Source organism: Pseudomonas sp. FSL R10-0056, assembly GCF_009600105.1.
GTDB classification, from domain to species: Bacteria; Pseudomonadota; Gammaproteobacteria; order Pseudomonadales; family Pseudomonadaceae; genus Aquipseudomonas; species Aquipseudomonas bubulae.
Window position 1 is genome coordinate 1 of the sequence record NZ_WIWL01000248.1, and the last position, 19,467, is coordinate 19,467.

Annotated in this window: 15 protein-coding genes; 6 read left to right on the forward strand and 9 right to left on the reverse strand. The window is 58.9% G+C overall.

Annotated elements, in window-relative coordinates; genetic code table 11:
• Positions 1-160: 160 nt before the first annotated feature.
• The 8 genes from GHO42_RS25095 to GHO42_RS25130 all read right to left on the reverse strand — a co-directional run bounded on the left by GHO42_RS25095 (position 161) and on the right by GHO42_RS25130 (position 9,755).
• Positions 161-2,566 (reverse strand): TonB-dependent siderophore receptor, encoded by a 2,406-nt coding sequence (locus GHO42_RS25095; protein ID WP_153328260.1) that lies wholly within the window; start codon positions 2,564-2,566, stop codon positions 161-163.
• Positions 2,567-2,643: 77 nt separating this feature from the next.
• Positions 2,644-3,630 carry a FecR family protein gene (locus GHO42_RS25100; RefSeq protein WP_095019620.1) on the reverse strand — a complete coding sequence of 329 codons (987 nt, stop codon included), beginning with the start codon at positions 3,628-3,630 and terminating at the stop codon, positions 2,644-2,646.
• Between the two features lie 6 nt (positions 3,631-3,636).
• On the reverse strand, positions 3,637-4,155 hold the full coding sequence (locus GHO42_RS25105) for a sigma-70 family RNA polymerase sigma factor (RefSeq protein WP_095003108.1): 519 nt from the start codon (positions 4,153-4,155) through the stop codon (positions 3,637-3,639).
• A gap of 205 nt (positions 4,156-4,360) precedes the next feature.
• Positions 4,361-5,095 (reverse strand): phosphoadenylyl-sulfate reductase, encoded by a 735-nt coding sequence (locus tag GHO42_RS25110; RefSeq protein WP_095003109.1) that lies wholly within the window; start codon positions 5,093-5,095, stop codon positions 4,361-4,363.
• Positions 5,096-5,163: 68 nt separating this feature from the next.
• The gene (gene pabB / locus GHO42_RS25115; RefSeq protein WP_095019650.1) at positions 5,164-6,507 is read right to left on the reverse strand and encodes an aminodeoxychorismate synthase component I; all 1,344 of its coding nucleotides are present in this window, start codon (positions 6,505-6,507) and stop codon (positions 5,164-5,166) included.
• A 190-nt stretch (positions 6,508-6,697) separates the two neighbouring features.
• A complete protein-coding gene (locus GHO42_RS25120) occupies positions 6,698-7,681 on the reverse strand; it encodes an alpha-L-glutamate ligase-like protein (protein WP_095003110.1) in 984 nt (327 codons plus the stop codon).
• Positions 7,681-9,213: an inactive transglutaminase family protein gene (locus GHO42_RS25125; RefSeq protein WP_095003111.1), complete on the reverse strand. Its 1,533-nt coding sequence runs from the start codon at positions 9,211-9,213 to the stop codon at positions 7,681-7,683. Before GHO42_RS25125 ends, GHO42_RS25120 begins: the two co-directional genes overlap by 1 nt.
• Before the next feature lie 5 nt (positions 9,214-9,218).
• A complete protein-coding gene (locus GHO42_RS25130; protein WP_095003112.1) occupies positions 9,219-9,755 on the reverse strand; it encodes an ATP-dependent zinc protease in 537 nt (178 codons plus the stop codon).
• Between the two features lie 280 nt (positions 9,756-10,035).
• Between GHO42_RS25130 and GHO42_RS25135 the strand changes: the two genes are divergently transcribed.
• The 6 genes from GHO42_RS25135 to prpD all read left to right on the forward strand — a co-directional run bounded on the left by GHO42_RS25135 (position 10,036) and on the right by prpD (position 18,486).
• Positions 10,036-10,758: a GntR family transcriptional regulator gene (locus GHO42_RS25135; protein ID WP_095003169.1), complete on the forward strand. Its 723-nt coding sequence runs from the start codon at positions 10,036-10,038 to the stop codon at positions 10,756-10,758.
• The gene (prpB, locus tag GHO42_RS25140) at positions 10,755-11,642 is read left to right on the forward strand and encodes a methylisocitrate lyase (protein ID WP_019827683.1); all 888 of its coding nucleotides are present in this window, start codon (positions 10,755-10,757) and stop codon (positions 11,640-11,642) included. The genes GHO42_RS25135 and prpB overlap by 4 nt, the downstream gene beginning before the upstream one ends.
• A 165-nt stretch (positions 11,643-11,807) precedes the next feature.
• A complete protein-coding gene (gene prpC, locus GHO42_RS25145; RefSeq protein WP_133144870.1) occupies positions 11,808-12,935 on the forward strand; it encodes a 2-methylcitrate synthase in 1,128 nt (375 codons plus the stop codon).
• Between the two features lie 75 nt (positions 12,936-13,010).
• Positions 13,011-15,602, forward strand: coding sequence for a Fe/S-dependent 2-methylisocitrate dehydratase AcnD (acnD, locus tag GHO42_RS25150; protein WP_095003114.1), 2,592 nt, complete (start codon positions 13,011-13,013; stop codon positions 15,600-15,602).
• A gap of 47 nt (positions 15,603-15,649) precedes the next feature.
• The gene (gene prpF, locus GHO42_RS25155) at positions 15,650-16,840 is read left to right on the forward strand and encodes a 2-methylaconitate cis-trans isomerase PrpF (RefSeq protein WP_095027251.1); all 1,191 of its coding nucleotides are present in this window, start codon (positions 15,650-15,652) and stop codon (positions 16,838-16,840) included.
• A 161-nt stretch (positions 16,841-17,001) separates the two neighbouring features.
• Entirely contained in the window at positions 17,002-18,486 is a 1,485-nt protein-coding gene (gene prpD, locus GHO42_RS25160) for a 2-methylcitrate dehydratase (RefSeq protein WP_153328262.1), read from the forward strand.
• 89 nt (positions 18,487-18,575) lie between these two features.
• Here the strand turns inward: prpD and GHO42_RS25165 are convergent, their stop codons facing one another.
• Positions 18,576-19,394 (reverse strand): pyruvate, water dikinase regulatory protein, encoded by an 819-nt coding sequence (locus GHO42_RS25165; protein ID WP_016779906.1) that lies wholly within the window; start codon positions 19,392-19,394, stop codon positions 18,576-18,578.
• Between the last annotated feature and the right edge of the window lie 73 nt (positions 19,395-19,467).

A 19,467-nucleotide genomic window follows, 5' to 3' on the forward strand; every position in this document is an offset into this window, starting at 1 on the left:
AGTCGGTTAGAATACCGGCCTGTCACGCCGGGGGTCGCGGGTTCGAGTCCCGTCCGCTGCGCCATATTCTGAACACAGGCCCCTTGAACGCTTGTGATCAACAAAAAAGCCTGCTTAGTGCAGGCTTTTTTGTGCGCGGGTGTTTTGTGGTGTGTGGGGTTTAGAAATCCCAGCGCGTGGTCACCATCACATTGCGAGGGTCACCGTAGTACGACGAGTTATAAAAACCGATATTGGTGTAATACGACTTGTCGAATGCGTTGTTCAGATTGACCGTGGCCGACAGGTTTTTCGAAATCTGATAGCGCGCCATCAGATCAACCAGCCAGTACGGGTCCTGGGAGAATTTTTCCACGGTGCCGCCCTTGTTCCAGTTGGTCAGCATCTGCCAGCCGGTGCTCTGCCAGCGAACGCCGCCGCCCAGGGTCAGTTTGTCCAGATCGCCGGTCAGCTTGTAGCTGATGTACAGGTTGATCTGGTCTTCCGGTTCCCAGGTCGAGACCTTTGTGCCGCCCTGGTCACGGCTGACCTTGTGGGTGTACCCCGCCTGCAATTGCCAGCCTGGCATCAGTTCACCGGAGATCTCTGCTTCGTAACCCTTGGTCGTGGCCTTGATACCCTTGTAGGCGTAGTCGATGTCCGGGTTGGTCGGATTGCCGTTGTAGGCCATGTCTGCTTCAGGACGGTTGTCCTGATGCACTTCAAAGTAGGCCAGGCTTGAATTCAGGCGGCCATCAAAGAACTCGCCTTTCAGCCCCAGCTCGTAGTTGGTGCCTTCATCCGGCTCAAGCATCTTGTTGTCGCGATCGCGGTAATACGACTGCGGCAGGAAAATCTCCGTGTAGCTGGTATAGGCCGAAATATTGTCATTGATGTCGTAGATCAGGGCTGCGTAGGGCAGCACTTTGCCCGTGTCCTTGGCCTGGCTGGTGCCGGTCAGGGTGTAATTGGCAACCCGGGTGCCCAGCATCAGTTTAAGGTCGTCGGTCAGGCTGAAGCGGCCGGTCACGTAGGTACCGGTCTGGCGTGTTGTTTCATCGTTGTATGAAGTGACATTGCCCCAGTCCGGCTCAAGGCTGTTGCCTTTCCAGTTGTAGTAGTCGTAGGCGTTGTTGACCATATTGGCATTGGTATAGTCCTTGCCAGTCCAGTGCGATTTGGACACCGAGCCGCCGACGACCAGTTCATGTTCGCGCCCCAGCAGGCTGAACGGACCGGTGGCAAACAGGTCACCGCTGTCGCTGACGTATTCGCCGGTGTATTTGCGGGCGAGCATTTTTGCCAGCCCGGTAGTGGCGTCCGGGTCAAGCAGGGCGCCCAGCGGGGCGTTATAGCCGTTGATCTGGTGGTTGTACTGGCCTTTGACTACCCAGCCGTTGGCAAAGTTGTGTTCCAGGGTTGAGAACACCGTGCGGGTGTATTGCTCCCAACTGCTCCATTTGGCGCCATTGTTGAATGAGCGCGGGGTGCTGATCCGGTCACCTTTGGAGTTGAACAGTGATGCGCTACCTGACCAGCTGGAACCTTTGGGGTTGTTGTCCTGATAATCGGCACCCAGGGTCAGCAGGGTGTCGGGGCTCAGATCCACTTCAAGAATGCCGTAGTAAACCTCGCTGTCACGCTTGTAGTGATCCATGAATGAGTGCTTGTCCTGGTAAGCCGCCACGGCCCGGCCACGCACATTGCCGCTCTCGGTTAATGGCCCGCTGACATCGATTTCGGAGCGGTAGTTTTCCCAGGAGCCTGCGCCCACATCGATATGGACCTTGAATTCGCGGGTCGGTTTTTTGCGCACCATATTGATGGTACCGCCCGGTCCGCCAGCGCCGGTGAGCAGGCCGGTTGCGCCTTTCAGGATTTCGACCCGGTCATAGATGGCGGTGTCAGTCAGGGTGTGCCCGGCCGAGTACTGCGGGTCTTGCAAGATGGGGATGCCGTCGTACTGGAAGTTCTTGATCGCAAAACCACGGGAGTAATAGCTGGTGCGATCGCTGTCATAGGTGGCCACGGTGATGCCGGGGGTGTGGCGCATCACGTCATCGATGGAGTTCATGCCGAAATCGTCCATGGCCTGGCGGGTCACCACGGAAATGGACTGGGGGGTTTCCCTTGGCGTCAGTACCATGCGTGTTGCTGTCGCGATGGAGCCGGGGGTGTAGGAACCGGTGCCTTCGGTGATAGTCCCGAGCTGGTTGGCGCTGACCTGGGTGGCGCCCAACTCCAGTGCGCCGCCTGCCGCGGGCAGGGCGTCGAGCCTGTAGCCGTTGGCGCCTTTGACCATGGTATAGCCGCTGCCCCGCAACAAGGCTTCGAATCCGTCATGTTCGTTGTAGGCACCCTGCAGGCCCGGAGTCGACAGGCCTTCCAGGTTGCTCGACTGAAAAATGATCGCCACGCCGGCTTGTTGCGCGAAGCGGTTCAGTGCGTTGCTCAGCGGGCCTGCGGGTATGTCGTAGCTCTGTACGGCTGCAGTTTGTGCCTGGGCAGTGGCGGCGTATGCCACGCCAGCCGCCGACGCAACGATCAAGTGAATCGCCAGCGCAAGGGGTTTGTAGGAGGTCAGCATGGAAGACGTAGTCCTTTATGAGTCGTTGTTACCTACCTTGACGGCTGACTCGACAAAAGCGGAACGAATGGGAATTATTATTTTTCAGGGGTGTGCAGCTGGCTGATCACAACCAGCCAGGGTGTGTAGGTTTTGATCTGCAGGGGCAAGGTGTCGGCGATCAGTTGCAACGCCCGGTCGGTATCGTCCAGAGGCAGTACAGCCGAGACGCGCAGGCCGGCCAGGGTGTTGCGATCAAACTGCAGGTGCCCGCGTCGATGGCGGGAAATTTCATCAAGCACCTGTGGCAGCGGCTGATCTTCAACCACCAGTTGATGGCGCTCCCAAGCCTGATCGATGCTGGCCGGGGAGATGCTGCCAGCCAGTTCGACCGAGCCCTGGCGAATCAGCGCCCGGGAGCCTGCACTCACCTCCAGGGTTTGCTGCTCGTTCGCGCTTTGCGCGGCGACGCGAGACTGCAACATGCTCAATACGGTGGTGTCACCCTGGCGCTTGACTACAAAGCGGGTGCCCAGGGCGCGCATGCTGCCTTGGGCTGTTTCCACGAAAAATGGCCGGGCGCTGTCATGGGCGACGTCGACCAGTACTTCACCTTGCAGTAGTTCAATGCGCCGCGCCTGGCCGTCAAAATGTACATTGAGCGCGCTGGTGCCGCTGAGGGTAATGCTCGAGTTGTCGGCCAGGCGCTGTGTTTTCCAGTCATTGGGGCCGGTGCTGATATCGGCCAGCCATTGCTCGGGATAATGGCTTTGCACCAGCAGGGTGGCCGGCAGGGCCAGGCAGCCGGCAATCAGCAGGGCGCGCAAGGCATGTTTGCGTCGGGTGACTGCCTTGCGCCCGGCAAAAGCGGCATTGAGCGCTGCCTTGGCTGGCGTCGACTGCTGGCGCAACGCCTGTAGGCGGTTGATGACATCTTGCATGCGCCGGGCTGCGGCGGCGTGTTGCGGGCTTTGCTGTTTCCAGCGCTCGAATTCCAGGCGCAAGCCCTCGCTGAAGCCTTCCTCGTGCAGGCGAAGGATCCATTCGGCGGCTTGTTCGTCTATTGAATCGGGCTGTTCGGGCATGCGGGCTCAGGTGTTCAGGCTGTGGCTGCAATGCAGCAGGGCCTGGATAAGGTACTTGCGCACGGTGCGGTCAGACAGGCCCAGTTGCCGGGCGATTTGGCACTGGGTCAGGCCGTCCAGGTAATACAGCACAAAGGCCTGGCGGGCTTTGTCCTGCATGCCTTCGAGAATAAAGGCGATCTGCTCCAGGGCTTCCAGGGTGGTAAGAATTTGCTCGGGTGATTGATAGCCTTCGAGTGCCTCGGCGGTCAGCGCAAGTTCTTGCAAGTAGGCGTTTTCTATCTGTTTGCGGCGCACCTGATCGATGATCAGGCGGCGTGCCGTGGTGCTCAAAAAGGCCCGGGGCTCGCGCAGGGTGGCTACCGACTCGCGGGCATTGAGAATTCGGGCGAAGGTGTCCTGGGCCAGATCGGCGGCATTTTGCGCGCAACCGAGCTTTCTGCGTAGCCAGCCAAACAGCCAGCCGTGATGCTCGCAGTACAGTTCGGTAATAGCGCTCTGGTAGGACGGTTCACCCGAAGACATAGGACGCTGCCTAAATGTTATTGAGAATAATTACCAATTCTCAGCGAAAGTCCGGGGTAAACGCAAGGCGGGCGATGAAATGAAGCGGTCACTTGCAACTGTGGGAGCGGGCTTGCTCGCGATGGGATCGCCTCGGTGTGGCAGGTACACCGCGTTGTATCCATCGCGAGCAAGCCCGCTCCCACAGAGTGTGGAGGCGGGTGTTTTAGTTCTTCGCGATCAAATTGCCGGCATGCAGCCCGCATTCTTTTTGCGTGGCTTCTTCCCACCACCAGCGGCCTTCGCGCTCGTGCTGGTTGGGCAGTACCGGACGGGTGCAGGGCTCGCAGCCGATGCTGATAAAGCCGCGTTCATGCAGGCTGTTGTAAGGCAGCTCCAGCATGCGGATATAGCCCCAGACTTCCTCGCTGGTCATTTGTGCCAGCGGGTTGAACTTGTACAGTGTGCGCTCGGGTGTGGAGAACGCGCCGTCAATTTCCAGGGCGGCAACCTGGCTGCGGGTGCCGGGGCTCTGGTCGCGGCGCTGGCCGGTGGCCCAGGCCTTGACTGTCGACAGCTTGCGTCGCAGCGGCTCGATCTTGCGTATGCCGCAGCATTCGCCATGGCCGTCTTTATAGAAGCTGAACAGGCCTTTCTCTTTGACGAAGGGTTCGAGCTTGCTTTGATCCGGCGAGATCAGCTCGATCTGGATCTTGTAATGTTCACGTACCTGTTCGATAAATCGGTAGGTCTCGGGGTGCAGGCGGCCGGTGTCGAGGCTGAACACCTTGACGTTCTTGTTGAGCTTCCAGGCCATGTCCACCAGCACCACGTCTTCGGCGCCGCTGAAGGAGATCCAGAGTTCGTCGCCAAAATGTTCAAAGGCGAGTTTGAGAATATCTTGCGGGGACTTGCTGGCGTATGTCGCGGCGAGTTCGGCGACGTCAAACGGATGGCTCATCAGGCGGCTTCCTGCAGTGAATGGCGCTGGGCGCTCTCTAGTCTCGTGATCTTATCAAAAAGCGCGGGCTACAGGGTTTGCAGCGTATCGAGCAGTACCTTCACTTTGGTGATGGATTCCTGGTATTCATCCTGCCAGTCGGAGTCGGCCACAATGCCGCCGCCGCCCCAGCAACTGATGCGCCCGTCCTTGACCAGCAGGCTGCGGATGGCGATGGAGCTGTCCATTTCGCCACGCACGTCGAGGTACAGCAGAGAGCCGCAGTAAATGCTGCGTCGGGTGGGTTCCAGCTCGTCGATGATCTGCATGGCGCGGATTTTCGGGGCACCGGTAATCGAGCCGCCCGGGAAGCTGTCGCCAATCAGGTCCAGGGCGTCTTTGCCATCGGCCAGTTCGCCGATCACGCTGCTCACCAGGTGATGGACGTTGGGATAGCTTTCGAGTGTAAACAACTGCGGCACGCTCACCGAACCGGTGCGGCAGGTGCGCCCCAGGTCGTTGCGCAGCAAATCGACGATCATCAGGTTTTCTGCGCGATCCTTGGGGCTGGCCAGCAGTTCGGCGGCGTTGGCTGCATCTTCGCGGCTGTCTTTGCCCCTTGGGCGGGTGCCTTTGATCGGTCGGGTTTCCACTTGATTCTGACTTATCCGTACAAAGCGTTCAGGAGAGAGGCTCAGGATCGCGTTGCCGCCCGCCAGGCTCATAAAGCCGGAAAAAGGTGTGGGGCAGGCCGCGCGCAATGCGCCATAGGCACTCCAGGCATCGCCCTCGCACTGGCCGCTGAAGCGCTGGGTGTAATTGACCTGATAGCAGTCGCCCGCCTGGATATACCGATGGATCTGTTCCAGAGCCTGCTGGTACTGGCTGGCGCTGATATCCGGCTGCATCGGTTGCTTGAGATTGAATGGCTTGTTGTGCGACGGGGCAGGCTGGCTGAACAACTGGATCAGGCGCTGGCGCTCTGCTGTTTCGAGGCTTGGGTGAAATACAAGCTGGCTGGTGGCTGCATAATGGTCACTGATCAGCGCCCAGGCATACAGGCCCAATTGCGCTTCGGGCAGGTGCAGGTCATCCCGGGCGTTGGCGGGCAGCTGTTCGAGTTGTCGGCCAAAGTCGTAACTCAGGTAACCGATCAGACCGCCAGCAAACGGCAGCTCGTATTCGTCCGGGAGGCTGGCAGCGCCCAGTTGCTTGAGGCCTTCACGCAGGCGTTGCAGAAAGTCGCGCCCCGACTCGTCTGGCTGCAGGGTCAGTTCCGCCTCAGGCCATGCGCTCATCAGGTCAAAGCGACCACGGTCTGCAGTGGGGCGGCCACTGTCGAGCAGCACGGCGCCGGGTGCATTGCGAATGGCCGAAAAATAGTCGGCAGGGTTGGCGAGGTAAGGCAGCGGGTGTACGGAGCAGGTCAACATGCGCAGCAAATCAGCCATCGGAGCGGGGGGGGCTGATTGTAGTCCTGTGCAGGGTTGCAAATCTATGCGGCTTGTGGGGACTGCGAGAACTGTGGGAGCGGGCTTGCTCGCGATAGAAGCGACGCGGTTTAGCAGGTAAAACGCGTTGATAGCATCGCGAGCAAGCCCGCTCCCAAAGGTGTGAAAACGCTTATTCGGGCGGGTGAATATGGCCGAATAGTTCCTGGGCAAAGCGCACGCGCTCTTCCGGTGTTTCCTTGATGCCTTTGGCGGCCAGTTCTTCGAGGTGGGCCTCGACTGCGTGGGTGCGCAGGGTCAGGCCGCAATCGTTGGCAATCTGGATATTCAGGCCCGGACGGGCGTTGAGTTCCAGAATCAGCGGGCCTTTATCCTGATCGAGAACCATGTCCACGCCTATGTAGCCCAGGCCGCATAACTCGTAGCAACCGGCCGCCAGCTTCATGAAACCGTCCCAGTTGGGCAGTTGCACGCCGTCCACCGCGTTGGTGGTGTCGGGGTGCTTGCTGATGATGTTGTTCAGCCAGGTGCCACGCAGGGTCAGGCCGGTGGCCAGGTCGACGCCAACACCGATGGCGCCCTGGTGCAGGTTGGCCTTGCCGCCCGATTGCCGGGTAGGCAGGCGCAGCATGGCCATTACCGGGTAACCCATCAGCACGATGATGCGGATATCCGGCACGCCTTCGTAGCTGATGCTTTTGAAGATCTGGTCCGGGGTTACTCGGTATTCGATCAATGCCCGGTCCCGGTGACCACCCAGGGAGTACAGGCCGGTGAGGATGCTGGAAATCTGATGTTCGATCTCTTCATGGCTGATGATCTTGCCCGAGACGGTACGGAAGCGGTCTTCGAAGCGGTCCGCGATCACCAGAATGCCGTCACCGCCCGCGCCTTGTGCGGGCTTGATCACGAAGTCGTTGCGGTCACCGATGATGTCATCCAGCTTTTCGATTTCTTTCTCGGTGGAAATCACGCCGTACATCTCAGGTACGTGAATGCCCGCTTTGATTGCACGTTCCTTGGTGATGATCTTGTCATCCACAATCGGATACAGGCTGCGTTTGTTGTACTTGAGTACGTAGTCCGCATTGCGCCGATTAATGCCCATGATGCCCCGGGCTTCCAGGGCCTTCCAGGTCTTCCAGAAGCCGAACATCAGGAGTCAGCCTTCAAGAATGCTTTGAAACGCACCAGTTCGGTCAGGCGGTAGCCACGATAGCGACCCATTGCCAGCATGAAGCCCACCATGATCAGCAGGATCGCCGGGAAGGTGAACACGAAGTACACCAGTTCCGGCACGCTCATGACCAGATACGCCAGGGTGGCTGCGAACAGGGTGCCGATCGCGACCTTCATGGCATGCCCGCCACCGCGCTCTTCCCAGGTGATCGACAGGCGCTCGATGGTCATCGTCAGAATCACCATCGGGAACAAGGCGACTGAAAGCCCGCGCTCCAGACCCAGCTTGTGGCTGAACAGGCTGATGGCCGCGATCAGGATAACGACAAAGGTCAGTACTACAGACAGGCGTGGCAGCATCTGCAGCTTCAAGTGTTCAAGGTAGGAACGTAGCGTCAGCCCAAGTGCGGTGATCACCGTAAAGAGGATGATGCCGAAGCCCAGTTGGGTCTCGCGGAAGGCCAGGGCAATCAGTACCGGGGTGAATGTGCCCAGGGTTTGCAGGCCGATCAGGTTGCGCAGAATCAGGATCACCAGTACCCCGATCGGGATCATGACCATGATCATGAAGGTTTGCTGGGTCTGCAGCGGCAAGCCGTACAGTGAGTATTCGAGGAAGTTGGCGTCGGTGTTTTCGTCGGTCAGCTTGGCCAGGCGAATGGCGTTCATTTCGCTGTTGTTCAGGCTGAAGGTAACGTTGGCTTTTTTGCCGCCATCGACGGTTACCATCGGTTCGTCGCCGATCCACCACAGCAGGCGGTCGGATGGCAGGCCCTGTTCGCCGGTTTCCGGGTTGAAGTACAGCCAGTCGTTGCCGTTAAAGCTGCGCAGCCACAGTTCCGGGGTTTGCGGCTGGTCGGCCACCAGGCGGATGGTGTGGACTTTTTCCATTGGAACGTGGGCAATCGACAGCAGCAGCTCGATGATTTGTGCCTTGTGCGCAGTCGAAGGATCACCCGCCAGCAGCAGTTTCACGTTGTCATCATTGGCATTGCTGACGCGCTTGATGGTTTCGCTGATAAAGGTTTCGACATCGGCCGAGTGCTGGCGGATAGGTGCAAGCAAGGCTTCGGCGGCGATTTTTTCCGGGCCTTCCACGGCGATGCTGTCGCGGAACACCGGGCCTTTGACCTTGGTCTTGTCGCCCGAGTAGCGCTTGGTCAACACCAGGCGGTAGTACAGGGTTTGCTTGCCACTGACCCGGCGTGCCGACCAGGTGACCTTGCGGTTGCCGTCAACCCGGTTGACGCTCACCCCGTAGTTGTTGGAGATAAAGCTCTCGTTGAGGCTGACGTAGTCGCGGTTAAGCGGCGGCACGAACATCTGGATCTTGACCGGGTCTTTGGAGCTGGCGACGAACTCGACCTTGGCGTCGATATTCCACAAGTCGTCCGTGGCGTCTTCGGTCACAGGAATGCCGAGGACGAAAATCTGATAGGCCGTAATCGAAATGCCCAGCACCACAAGGATGGTGATCAAGATTTTCAGGTGAAGGGTAAGAGCGCGCATTTCAATTACTCTGCGGTTTGAGCGTTGGCGACGCAGGCAGGTTTGCCAGCAGCGTATTTAAGGCTTGGGTCGACCAGCGCATCAAAGCGTTTGAGCGCTTCGGAGCCAATCAACAGCGGGTATTGGAACGCACTTCTATCGGTCAAGTTCACTTCGATGGTGCGTAAAGCCTTGCCCATGCAGATTTCCAGGGAAATAACCGGGCGCGAGGTGTAGTTCTTGTCGGACTCAGGATCGTAATCACCCGAGCGTCGCTTGATCTTGCTGACACGGGCCAGCGGGCGTTCGATGGGGTGCGAGTGGGCATCATCGATGGCCAGGTAAAAGCGTACCCAGCTCTCGCCATCACGCTTGAAGCGCTTGATATCTCGGGCGCTGAGCGAGGCGGTCTTGGCGCCGGTGTCGAGTTTGGCCGCCACCTGCAGGTCGATACCTGCCAGTTCAGCGTATTCGTTGAGGCCGTACACGGTTTTTTCGCCAGCCAGGCTCAGGCCGGGTATGCACAGCAGGAAGGCGAGGATATAGAGGGGAAGCAATTTCATAAATCGAAGCACGTCTCTTGCAATCTTCAGTTCAAGGCGACTGGCAGGAGCGCAAGTTTCCTCGTGCGGCTGCCCTATGGATGAGGGCAGGGCGGATGCGGTCGGCATTCTAACATGATGGTTTTATGGCGCCAGCGCCGAGGCGCTTGCAAGCGGCGATCAACCCTGTCGATACAACCAAGGTCGTATTCTTGGATTGTCGACAATGTCGATTTATTCTTTGACTATCAGGGCTGAAATAGCTAATTTCAGCACTATTGATTTTCAAGGTGTCGACAATATGCTGCAAGCACTGGAACCTGCCACGATCGCCCAGGACGACTCGGAAACCCTTTCCGAGAACGTTTTTCGGCGCATTCAGGCGGCTATTGTCAAAGGCGAAATCGCCCCGGGAAGCAAGATCTCCGAGCCCGAACTGGCGCGCACCTACGGCATCAGCCGCGGGCCATTGCGCGAAGCCATCCATCGCCTTGAAGGCCAGCGTTTGTTGGTGCGCGTCCCCCATGTCGGGGCGCGGGTCGTGTCGCTGAGCCATGCCGAGCTGATCGAACTCTACGAAATTCGCGAGTCCCTTGAAGGCATGGCCTGCCGCCTGGCCGCCGAACGCATGAGTGACGAAGACATCGCTGAGCTACGCCAGGTGCTCGAAACCCATGAGCGCGATGAGGCGTTTCAGGCGGGCGTCGGTTACTACCAGCAAGAAGGCGACTTCGATTTTCATTACAAAATTATTCAGGGCAGTGGCAATCGCACCCTGACGCAAATGCTCTGTGGCGAGTTGTACCAGTTGGTGCGCATGTACCGCATCCAGTTTTCCGCCACGCCCAACCGTCCACATCAGGCGTTTGCCGAGCATCACCGGATTCTCGATGCCATTGCCGATCGCGACGGCGAACTGGCCGAATTGTTGATGCGCCGACATATCGGCGCATCTAAACGCAATATTGCCCGTCATTACCAAGACGGTGCCCAGCAGACAGCCACTCCACGAGGTGAGTCATGAGCAATAAAAACAGTCCAGGCCAGCGTTTCCGTGATGCAGTTGCAAGCGAACATCCTTTGCAAGTGGTGGGTGCGATCAACGCCAATCATGCGCTGCTGGCCAAGCGTGCGGGTTTCAAGGCCATCTATCTATCGGGTGGAGGCGTCGCAGCCGGGTCGCTGGGCGTACCTGATCTGGGTATTACGGGTCTGGACGATGTACTGACTGATGTACGACGCATTACCGATGTATGTGATCTGCCATTGCTGGTGGACGTGGATACCGGCTTCGGCTCTTCGTTTTTCAACGTGTCCCGCACGGTCAAGTCGATGATCAAGTTCGGCGCTGCGGCGATTCACATTGAAGACCAGGTAGGCGCCAAGCGTTGCGGTCATCGCCCGAACAAGGAAATCGTTTCGCTGCAGGAAATGGTCGACCGTATCAAGGCCGCCGTCGATGCGCGTACCGATGACAGCTTCGTGATCATGGCGCGAACCGATGCGCTGGCGGTGGAAGGGCTTGAGTCAGCCCTGGAACGTGCCGCGGCCTGTGTTGAAGCGGGTGCTGACATGGTGTTCCCGGAAGCCATTACCGAGCTTGAGATGTACAAACTGTTTGCCAACCGGGTCAAAGCCCCGATCCTGGCCAATATCACCGAATTCGGTGCCACGCCGCTGTACACCACCGAGCAACTGGCCGGTGCTGACGTATCGCTGGTGCTGTATCCGCTGTCGGCATTCCGGGCCATGAACAAGGCGGCCGAAAACGTCTACACCGCGATCCGCCGCGACGGCACCCAGCAAAACGTGATCGACACCATGCAAACCCGCATGGAACTTTACGATGCCATCAACTACCACGAGTTCGAGCAGAAACTCGATGCGTTGTTTGCCGCGAAGAAGTAACAGAACACTGTGACTCTGTGGGCGCGGGCTTGCTCGCGATAGGGTCACCGCAGTGATTCAGGCAAACCGTGTTGCCTGAATCGCGAGCAGGCTCGCTCCCACACAGGTATGTATTGAACCCAGTAGTTGCCGAATCCCTAACAAATTCAAGATTGGAGAAGCGCAATGGCCGAAGCAAAAGTATTGAGTGGTGCCGGACTACGCGGCCAGGTGGCCGGGCAAACGGCCCTGTCCACCGTAGGCCAGGAAGGCGCAGGCCTCACTTATCGTGGTTATGACGTACGTGAACTGGCGGCCGAAGCACGCTTTGAAGAAGTGGCTTACCTGCTGTTATATGGCGAACTGCCGACCAAGACCCAACTGGCTGCCTACACGGCCAAGCTGCAAAAGCTGCGCGATCTGCCCCAGGCATTGAAAGAAGTGCTGGAGCGCATTCCCGCCGACGCCCACCCGATGGACGTGATGCGCACCGGTTGCTCGTTCCTGGGCAATATCGAGCCGGAGAAAGACTTCGCCGAGCAACAGGACAAGACCGACCGCCTGCTGGCCGCCTTCCCGGCGATCATGTGCTACTGGTATCGCTTCAGCCATGACGGCAAGCGCATTCACTGCGTAACCGACGAAGAGTCGATCGGCGGCCACTTCCTGCACTTGCTGCACGACAAAAAACCGAGCGAGTTGCACGTCAAGGTGATGAACGTGTCACTGATCCTTTACGCCGAGCACGAGTTCAACGCTTCGACCTTTACTGCCCGTGTTTGTGCCTCGACCTTGTCCGACCTGTATTCATGCATCACTGCAGCGATCGGCTCGCTGCGCGGCCCGCTGCACGGCGGCGCCAACGAGGCGGCGATGGAAATGATCGAACGCTTCGACTCGGCAGAAGAGGCGGTGCAAGGCACCCTCGGCATGCTGGCGCGCAAGGACAAGATCATGGGCTTTGGCCATGCGATCTACAAAGACAGCGACCCGCGTAACGAAGTGATCAAGGGCTGGTCGAAAAAACTCGCCGACGAAGTGGGCGACACCGTGTTGTTCCCGGTCTCCGAAGCGATCGACAAAACCATGTGGGAACAAAAGAAGCTGTTCCCCAACGCCGATTTCTACCATGCCTCGGCGTATCACTTCATGGGTATCCCGACCAAGCTGTTTACCCCGATCTTTGTCTGCTCACGCCTGACCGGCTGGGCGGCGCATGTGTTCGAGCAGCGTGCCAACAACCGCATCATCCGTCCGAGCGCCGAATACATCGGCGTAGAACAGCGCAAGTTCGTGCCAATCGAACGTCGCTGAGTGAGGCCACTGGCTCCCGCTGAAGGTGGGAGCCGGTTCCCTCTTTTGTAACTACCGTGATCGAGTCCTGCGCCAATGAATACTGAATTTCGCAAAACATTACCGGGCACCCGGCTGGATTATTTCGACACCCGTGCGGCCGTCGATGCGATCAAGCCCGGTGCGTACGACACATTGCCTTACACCTCCCGCGTACTGGCCGAAAACCTGGTACGCCGCTGTGATCCTGCCACCCTGAATGCATCGCTGAGCCAGTTGATCGATCGCAAGCGCGATCTCGACTTTCCGTGGTTCCCGGCGCGTGTGGTGTGCCACGACATTCTCGGCCAGACCGCGCTGGTCGACCTCGCCGGCCTGCGTGACGCCATCGCCCAGCAGGGTGGTGATCCGGCCCAGGTCAATCCGGTAGTGCCGACCCAACTGATCGTCGACCACTCGCTGGCGGTGGAATGCGGCGGCTACGACCCCGAGGCGTTCGAAAAGAACCGCGCCATCGAGGACCGTCGCAACGAAGACCGCTTCCACTTTATCGAGTGGACCAAAAAAGCCTTTAAAAACGTTGATGTGATCCCGCCGGGCAACGGCATCATGCACCAGATCAACCTGGAGAAAATGTCTCCGGTGATCCAGGTGCGCGACGGTGTGGCCTTCCCGGATACCTGCGTAGGCACTGACAGCCACACCCCTCACGTGGATTCGCTGGGCGTGATCGCCATTGGTGTCGGTGGTCTTGAGGCCGAAAGCGTGATGCTTGGCCGTGCCTCGTGGATGCGCCTGCCGGAAATCGTCGGCGTCGAACTGACCGGCAAGCTGCAACCGGGCATTACCGCCACCGATATGGTGCTGGCGCTCACCGAGTTCCTGCGCAAGCAGAAAGTGGTCGGTGCCTGGCTGGAGTTCTTCGGTGAAGGTGCCGCAGCGCTGACCCTGGGCGACCGTGCCACCATTTCCAACATGGCTCCTGAATACGGCGCCACGGCTGCGATGTTTTACATCGACCAGCAAACCATTGACTACCTCAAGCTGACTGGTCGTGAAGATCAGCAAGTGCAACTGGTGGAGAACTACGCCAGGGTCAGCGGCCTGTGGGCCGACAGCCTGAAGGGTGCGCAGTACGAGCGCAGCCTGAGCTTTGACCTGTCGTCGGTAGTGCGCAACATGGCCGGACCGAGCAACCCGCACGCCCGTGTGGCCACCACTGATCTGGCGGCCAAAGGCATCGCCGGTCAATGGGACGAAGTGCCGGGGCAAATGCCCGACGGCGCGGTCATCATCGCGGCGATCACCAGCTGCACGAATACCAGCAACCCGCGCAACGTGATCGCTGCGGGCTTGATGGCGCGCAATGCCAACCAGCTTGGCCTGAGCCGCAAACCGTGGGTCAAAACCTCGCTGGCGCCGGGCTCCAAAACCGTGGCCCTGTATCTGGACGAAGCCGGTTTGACCCATGAACTGGAAAAACTGGGGTTTGGCGTGGTGGCATTTGCCTGCACCACCTGCAACGGTATGTCCGGTGCCCTGGACCCGGCCATCCAGCAGGAAATCATCGACCGCGACCTGTACGCCACGGCTGTACTGTCGGGCAACCGCAACTTTGACGGGCGTATTCACCCTTACGCCAAACAGGCGTTTCTCGCCTCGCCGCCGCTGGTGGTGGCCTACGCGATTGCCGGCACTATCCGCTTCGATATCGAGAAAGATGTATTGGGCCTGGACGCCAATGGCAAGGAAATCCGCCTGAAAGACATCTGGCCGAGCGATGAAGAAATCGACGCTGTGGTCAAGGCCGCCGTGAAGCCGGAGCAGTTCCGCCAGGTGTATATCCCGATGTTCGCCATTCATGAAGACACCGGCCCGAAAGTCGAGCCGCTGTATGACTGGCGCCCGCAGAGCACGTACATCCGCCGTCCGCCGTACTGGGAAGGTGCGTTGGCCGGGGCTCGTCCGCTCAAGGGCATGCGCCCGCTGGCGGTACTGCCGGACAACATCACCACAGACCACTTGTCGCCCTCCAACGCCATCATGCTCGACAGCGCCGCAGGCGAATATCTGGCGAAAATGGGCTTGCCGGAAGTCGACTTCAACTCATACGCAACGCACCGCGGCGACCACCTGACGGCCCAGCGCGCGACCTTCGCCAACCCGAAACTGTTCAACGAAATGGTGATCGAGGACGGCAAGGTCAAACAGGGCTCCCTGACTCGCCTTGAGCCCGAAGGGCAGGTGATGCGCATGTGGGAAGCCATCGAAACCTACATGGAGCGCAAGCAGCCGTTGATCATTATCGCGGGCGCCGATTACGGTCAGGGTTCGTCCCGTGACTGGGCGGCCAAAGGGGTGCGCCTGGCAGGGGTCGAGGCCATTGCGGCCGAGGGCTTTGAGCGTATTCACCGTACCAACCTGGTGGGCATGGGCGTGTTGCCACTGGAATTTTTGCCGGGCACCAACCGCAAAACCCTGCAAATCGACGGCAGTGAAACCTACGACGTGATCGGCGAACGCACCCCGCGTGCCACGCTGACCCTGGTGATCACCCGCAAAAATGGTGAGCGCCTGGAAGTGCCGGTGACCTGCCGCCTGGATACTGCGGAAGAAGTCTCGATCTACGAAGCAGGCGGCGTGTTGCAGCGTTTTGCCCAGGACTTCCTGGAATCGGCGACAGCCTAACCCCAGCGCCGGGGCCACGAGCCCCGGCTACTACAGGACTCAGTGATATGGCCTACGCAGCGCAAATCAGAATTCCCGCGACCTATATGCGTGGCGGCACCAGTAAAGGCGTGTTCTTCAGTCTGCTGGACCTTCCCGCCGTGGCTCAGGTACCGGGTGCCGCCCGTGATGCCTTGTTGTTGCGCGTGATCGGTAGCCCAGACCCTTACGAAAAACAGATCGACGGCATGGGCGCGGCCACTTCCAGCACCAGCAAAACCGTGATCGTCAGCAAAAGCCTGCGTGCGGATCATGATGTCGATTACCTGTTCGGTCAGGTCGCGATCGACAAGCCCTTTGTGGACTGGAGCGGCAACTGCGGCAACCTGTCTGCGGCGGTCGGGTCGTTCGCGGTCAGCAGCGGCCTGGTGGATCCCGCTCGTATCCCCCGCAATGGTACGGCGGTGGTACGTATCTGGCAGGCCAATATTGGCAAGACCATCATTGCCCATGTGCCGATCACCGACGGTGCGGTACAGGAAACCGGCGATTTTGAACTCGACGGCGTGACCTTCCCGGCCGCAGAGGTGCAGTTGGAATTTATCAGCCCGGCAGCGGATGAAGAGGGGGCAGGCGGTTCGATGTTTCCAACCGGTAACCTGGTGGACGACCTTGAAGTACCGGGTGTCGGCACCTTGAATGTGACCATGATCAATGCCGGGATTCCGACGATTTTCGTCAATGCGCGGGATATCGGTTACAGCGGTGCAGAGCTACAGAACGACATCAACAGCGACCCTAAAGCCCTGGCCATGTTCGAAACTATCCGTGCTCACGGTGCGTTGCGCATGGGCCTGATAGACAAGCTTGAAGACGCGGCCAAGCGTCAGCACACGCCCAAGGTCGCCTTTGTTGCCGGGCCTGCGGACTACGTGTCATCCAGCGGCAAGCCGGTCAGTGCCCAGAGTGTGGATTTGCTGGTGCGGGCCTTGTCGATGGGCAAGTTGCACCACGCCATGATGGGCACCGCTGCGGTGGCCATCGGTACGGCTGCGGCGATCCCGGGCACGCTGGTCAACCTGGCGGCCGGTGGTGAACAGCGCGATGCCGTGCGCTTTGGCCATCCCTCGGGCACCTTGCGCGTGGGTGCCGAAGCCCGGCAGGTTGACGGCGAATGGACCGTGACCAAAGCCATCATGAGCCGCAGTGCGCGGGTACTGATGGAAGGCTGGGTGCGGGTGCCGGGTGATTCTTTTTGATCGGGTGAACCCTTTGCCCTCACCCTGGCCCTCTCCCTCCGGGAGAGGGCCAGGGTGAGGGGCTTTTGATTCTGATACATCAAACGGGCATTTAGACCCGCAAAATCACGATGAACCTGAGGATGGAAAACGACCCTTACCCACTCTTTGGAGACTGCCCCATGAGCGCCAACGTCGACCTCAACAACCGCCCCGATTACGACAAGGTTTTGCAGGACATTGCCGATTATGTCCTGACCTACACCATCACCTCCCCCGAAGCCCTCGATACTGCCCGCAACTGCCTGATGGATATCTTGGGCTGCGGCCTGCTGGCGCTGCGTTTTCCGGAGTGCACCAAGCACCTGGGGCCTTTCGTCGAGGGCACGGTTGTACCTTTTGGCGCGAGGGTCCCAGGTACTTCGTTCCGCCTGGACCCGGTCAAGGCGGCATGGGACATCGGCTGTATCGTGCGCTGGCTGGACTACAACGACACCTGGCTGGCGGCGGAGTGGGGCCATCCTTCGGATAATCTGGGCGGTATTCTGGCGGTAGCCGACCACCTCTCGCAAAAACGTGTAGCCAATGGCGAAGCGCCGATGACGATGCGGGCGGTGCTCGAAGCAATGATCATGGCCCATGAAATTCAGGGCGTGATTGCCCTGGAAAACTCTTTCAATCGTGTTGGCCTGGACCATGTTCTGCTGGTCAAGGTCGCCTCGACGGCGGTGTGCGCCAAACTGATGGGCGCCACTCGCGAGCAGTTGCTGTCGGCGCTGTCCCATGCTTTTGTGGATGGGCAGGCGTTGCGCACCTATCGTCATGCGCCGAACGCCGGATCGCGTAAATCCTGGGCCGCCGGGGATGCGTCGAGTCGCGGGGTGCGTCTGGCTGACATTGCGTTACGCGGTGAAATGGGCATCCCCGGGGTGCTGACGGCGCCGCAATGGGGCTTCTACGATGTGCTGTTCAGCCATACCAACAAGGATCTGGCGCTCAAGCCCGAGGATCAGCGCCAGTTCAGCCTGAGCCAGCCCTATGGCACCTATGTAATGGAAAACGTGCTGTTCAAGATCAGCTTCCCGGCCGAATTCCATGCGCAGACTGCGTGCGAAGCAGCGGTGACCTTGCATCCCCAGGTCAAGGACCGCTTGCACGATATCGAGAAAATTGTGATTACAACCCACGAATCGGCGATTCGGATCATTTCCAAGCAAGGCAAATTGGCCAACGCGGCGGACCGTGATCACTGTATTCAATACATGACCGCGGTACCGCTGGCGTTTGGCAATCTGATAGCAGAACACTACGAAGATGATTTTCACGCGGCCCACCCGATCATCGACCAATTGCGGGAAAAAATGGTAGTGGTCGAAAATCCGCGCTACACACGCGAGTACCTGGAGGCAGACAAACGCTCAATTGCCAATGCCATCGAGGTTTTTTTCAGCGATGGCACCAGCACCGGGCAGGTGGAAGTGGAATACCCCATTGGCCATCGTCGGCGTCGTGATGCGGGGATTCCATTGCTGGAGGACAAGTTCAGGGCCAACCTGGCCACCCGTTTTGTGAGCCAGCGGTGTGCGCAGATTTTTACCCTGTGCAAGGATCAGCAGGCGCTGGAGGCCACGCCGGTTAACCGGTTTGTGGACCTGTTGGTGATTTGAGCCAGAAGTGGGAGCGAGCCTGCTCGCGAAAGGGCTTTACCGGCTTCGCGAGCAGGCTCGCTCCCACAGGTTTCATGTGTTCAGGGCTGTTACTTGAATCGCCGCTCCACGCCTTTTTCGACCAGGATCTTGGCCGATATTTCTTCCACCGAGAAATGCGTGGAGTTGATATGCGGAATGTTTTCGCGCTGAAACAGGCGTTCAACTTCGCGCACTTCAAATTCGCACTGGGCAAAGCTTGAGTAGCGGCTGTTGGGCTTGCGTTCGTTGCGGATGGCCGTCAGGCGGTCCGGGTCGATGGTCAGGCCGAAGAGCTTGTGTTTGTGTTCACGCAGGGCAGCCGGCAGCTTGAGGCTTTCCATGTCGTCATCGGTCAGCGGGTAGTTGGCAGCGCGGATGCCGAATTGCATGGCCATATAAAGGCAGGTCGGGGTTTTGCCGCAACGGGACACGCCAACCAGGATCAGGTCGGCCTTGTCGTACTTGTGTGTGCGGGCGCCGTCATCATTGTCGAGGGCAAAGTTCACCGCCTCGATGCGCTCCATATAGTTGGAGTTGTGGCCAATGGAGTGGGACTTGCCAACCGAATACGAGGAATGTTCACCCAGCGCCTGCTCCAGTGGAGCAAGGAAACTGGAGAAGATGTCGATCATGAAACCATTGGACGTGGCGAGGATTTCGCGAATGTCCTGATTGACGATAGTGTCGAAAATTATCGGGCTGAATCCGTCTTTTTCGGCGGCGTTATCGATTTGTTGTACCATTGCCCGCGCTTTTTCCACGCTGTCTATGTAGGGGCGCGTGAACTTGCTGAAGGTCACATTTTCGAATTGTGCCAGCAAACTCTGGCCCAGGGTTTCGGCAGTAATACCGGTGCCATCGGATATAAAGAAAGCAGATCGTTTCATTTGCGCCTTGGGCCTTAAGCTGGTGACGATTCTTGGATATGATAGGCGCGCTTTTGTCGCGCTACATGACAGG

What these genes read in the sequence shown, in the direction of transcription:
- acnD (WP_095003114.1), top strand. Translation starts at nt 13,011, where the DNA reads ATGAATACTGAATTTCGCAAAACATTACCGGGCACCCGGCTGGATTAT.
- pabB (WP_095019650.1), bottom strand. Translation starts at nt 6,507, where the DNA reads ATGTTGACCTGCTCCGTACACCCGCTGCCTTACCTCGCCAACCCTGCC.
- GHO42_RS25095 (WP_153328260.1), bottom strand. Translation starts at nt 2,566, where the DNA reads ATGCTGACCTCCTACAAACCCCTTGCGCTGGCGATTCACTTGATCGTT.
- GHO42_RS25105 (WP_095003108.1), bottom strand. Translation starts at nt 4,155, where the DNA reads ATGTCTTCGGGTGAACCGTCCTACCAGAGCGCTATTACCGAACTGTAC.
- GHO42_RS25120 (WP_095003110.1), bottom strand. Translation starts at nt 7,681, where the DNA reads ATGTTCGGCTTCTGGAAGACCTGGAAGGCCCTGGAAGCCCGGGGCATC.
- prpB (WP_019827683.1), top strand. Translation starts at nt 10,755, where the DNA reads ATGAGCAATAAAAACAGTCCAGGCCAGCGTTTCCGTGATGCAGTTGCA.
- prpC (WP_133144870.1), top strand. Translation starts at nt 11,808, where the DNA reads ATGGCCGAAGCAAAAGTATTGAGTGGTGCCGGACTACGCGGCCAGGTG.
- GHO42_RS25135 (WP_095003169.1), top strand. Translation starts at nt 10,036, where the DNA reads ATGCTGCAAGCACTGGAACCTGCCACGATCGCCCAGGACGACTCGGAA.
- GHO42_RS25100 (WP_095019620.1), bottom strand. Translation starts at nt 3,630, where the DNA reads ATGCCCGAACAGCCCGATTCAATAGACGAACAAGCCGCCGAATGGATC.
- prpD (WP_153328262.1), top strand. Translation starts at nt 17,002, where the DNA reads ATGAGCGCCAACGTCGACCTCAACAACCGCCCCGATTACGACAAGGTT.
- GHO42_RS25110 (WP_095003109.1), bottom strand. Translation starts at nt 5,095, where the DNA reads ATGAGCCATCCGTTTGACGTCGCCGAACTCGCCGCGACATACGCCAGC.
- prpF (WP_095027251.1), top strand. Translation starts at nt 15,650, where the DNA reads ATGGCCTACGCAGCGCAAATCAGAATTCCCGCGACCTATATGCGTGGC.
- GHO42_RS25165 (WP_016779906.1), bottom strand. Translation starts at nt 19,394, where the DNA reads ATGAAACGATCTGCTTTCTTTATATCCGATGGCACCGGTATTACTGCC.
- GHO42_RS25130 (WP_095003112.1), bottom strand. Translation starts at nt 9,755, where the DNA reads ATGAAATTGCTTCCCCTCTATATCCTCGCCTTCCTGCTGTGCATACCC.
- GHO42_RS25125 (WP_095003111.1), bottom strand. Translation starts at nt 9,213, where the DNA reads ATGCGCGCTCTTACCCTTCACCTGAAAATCTTGATCACCATCCTTGTG.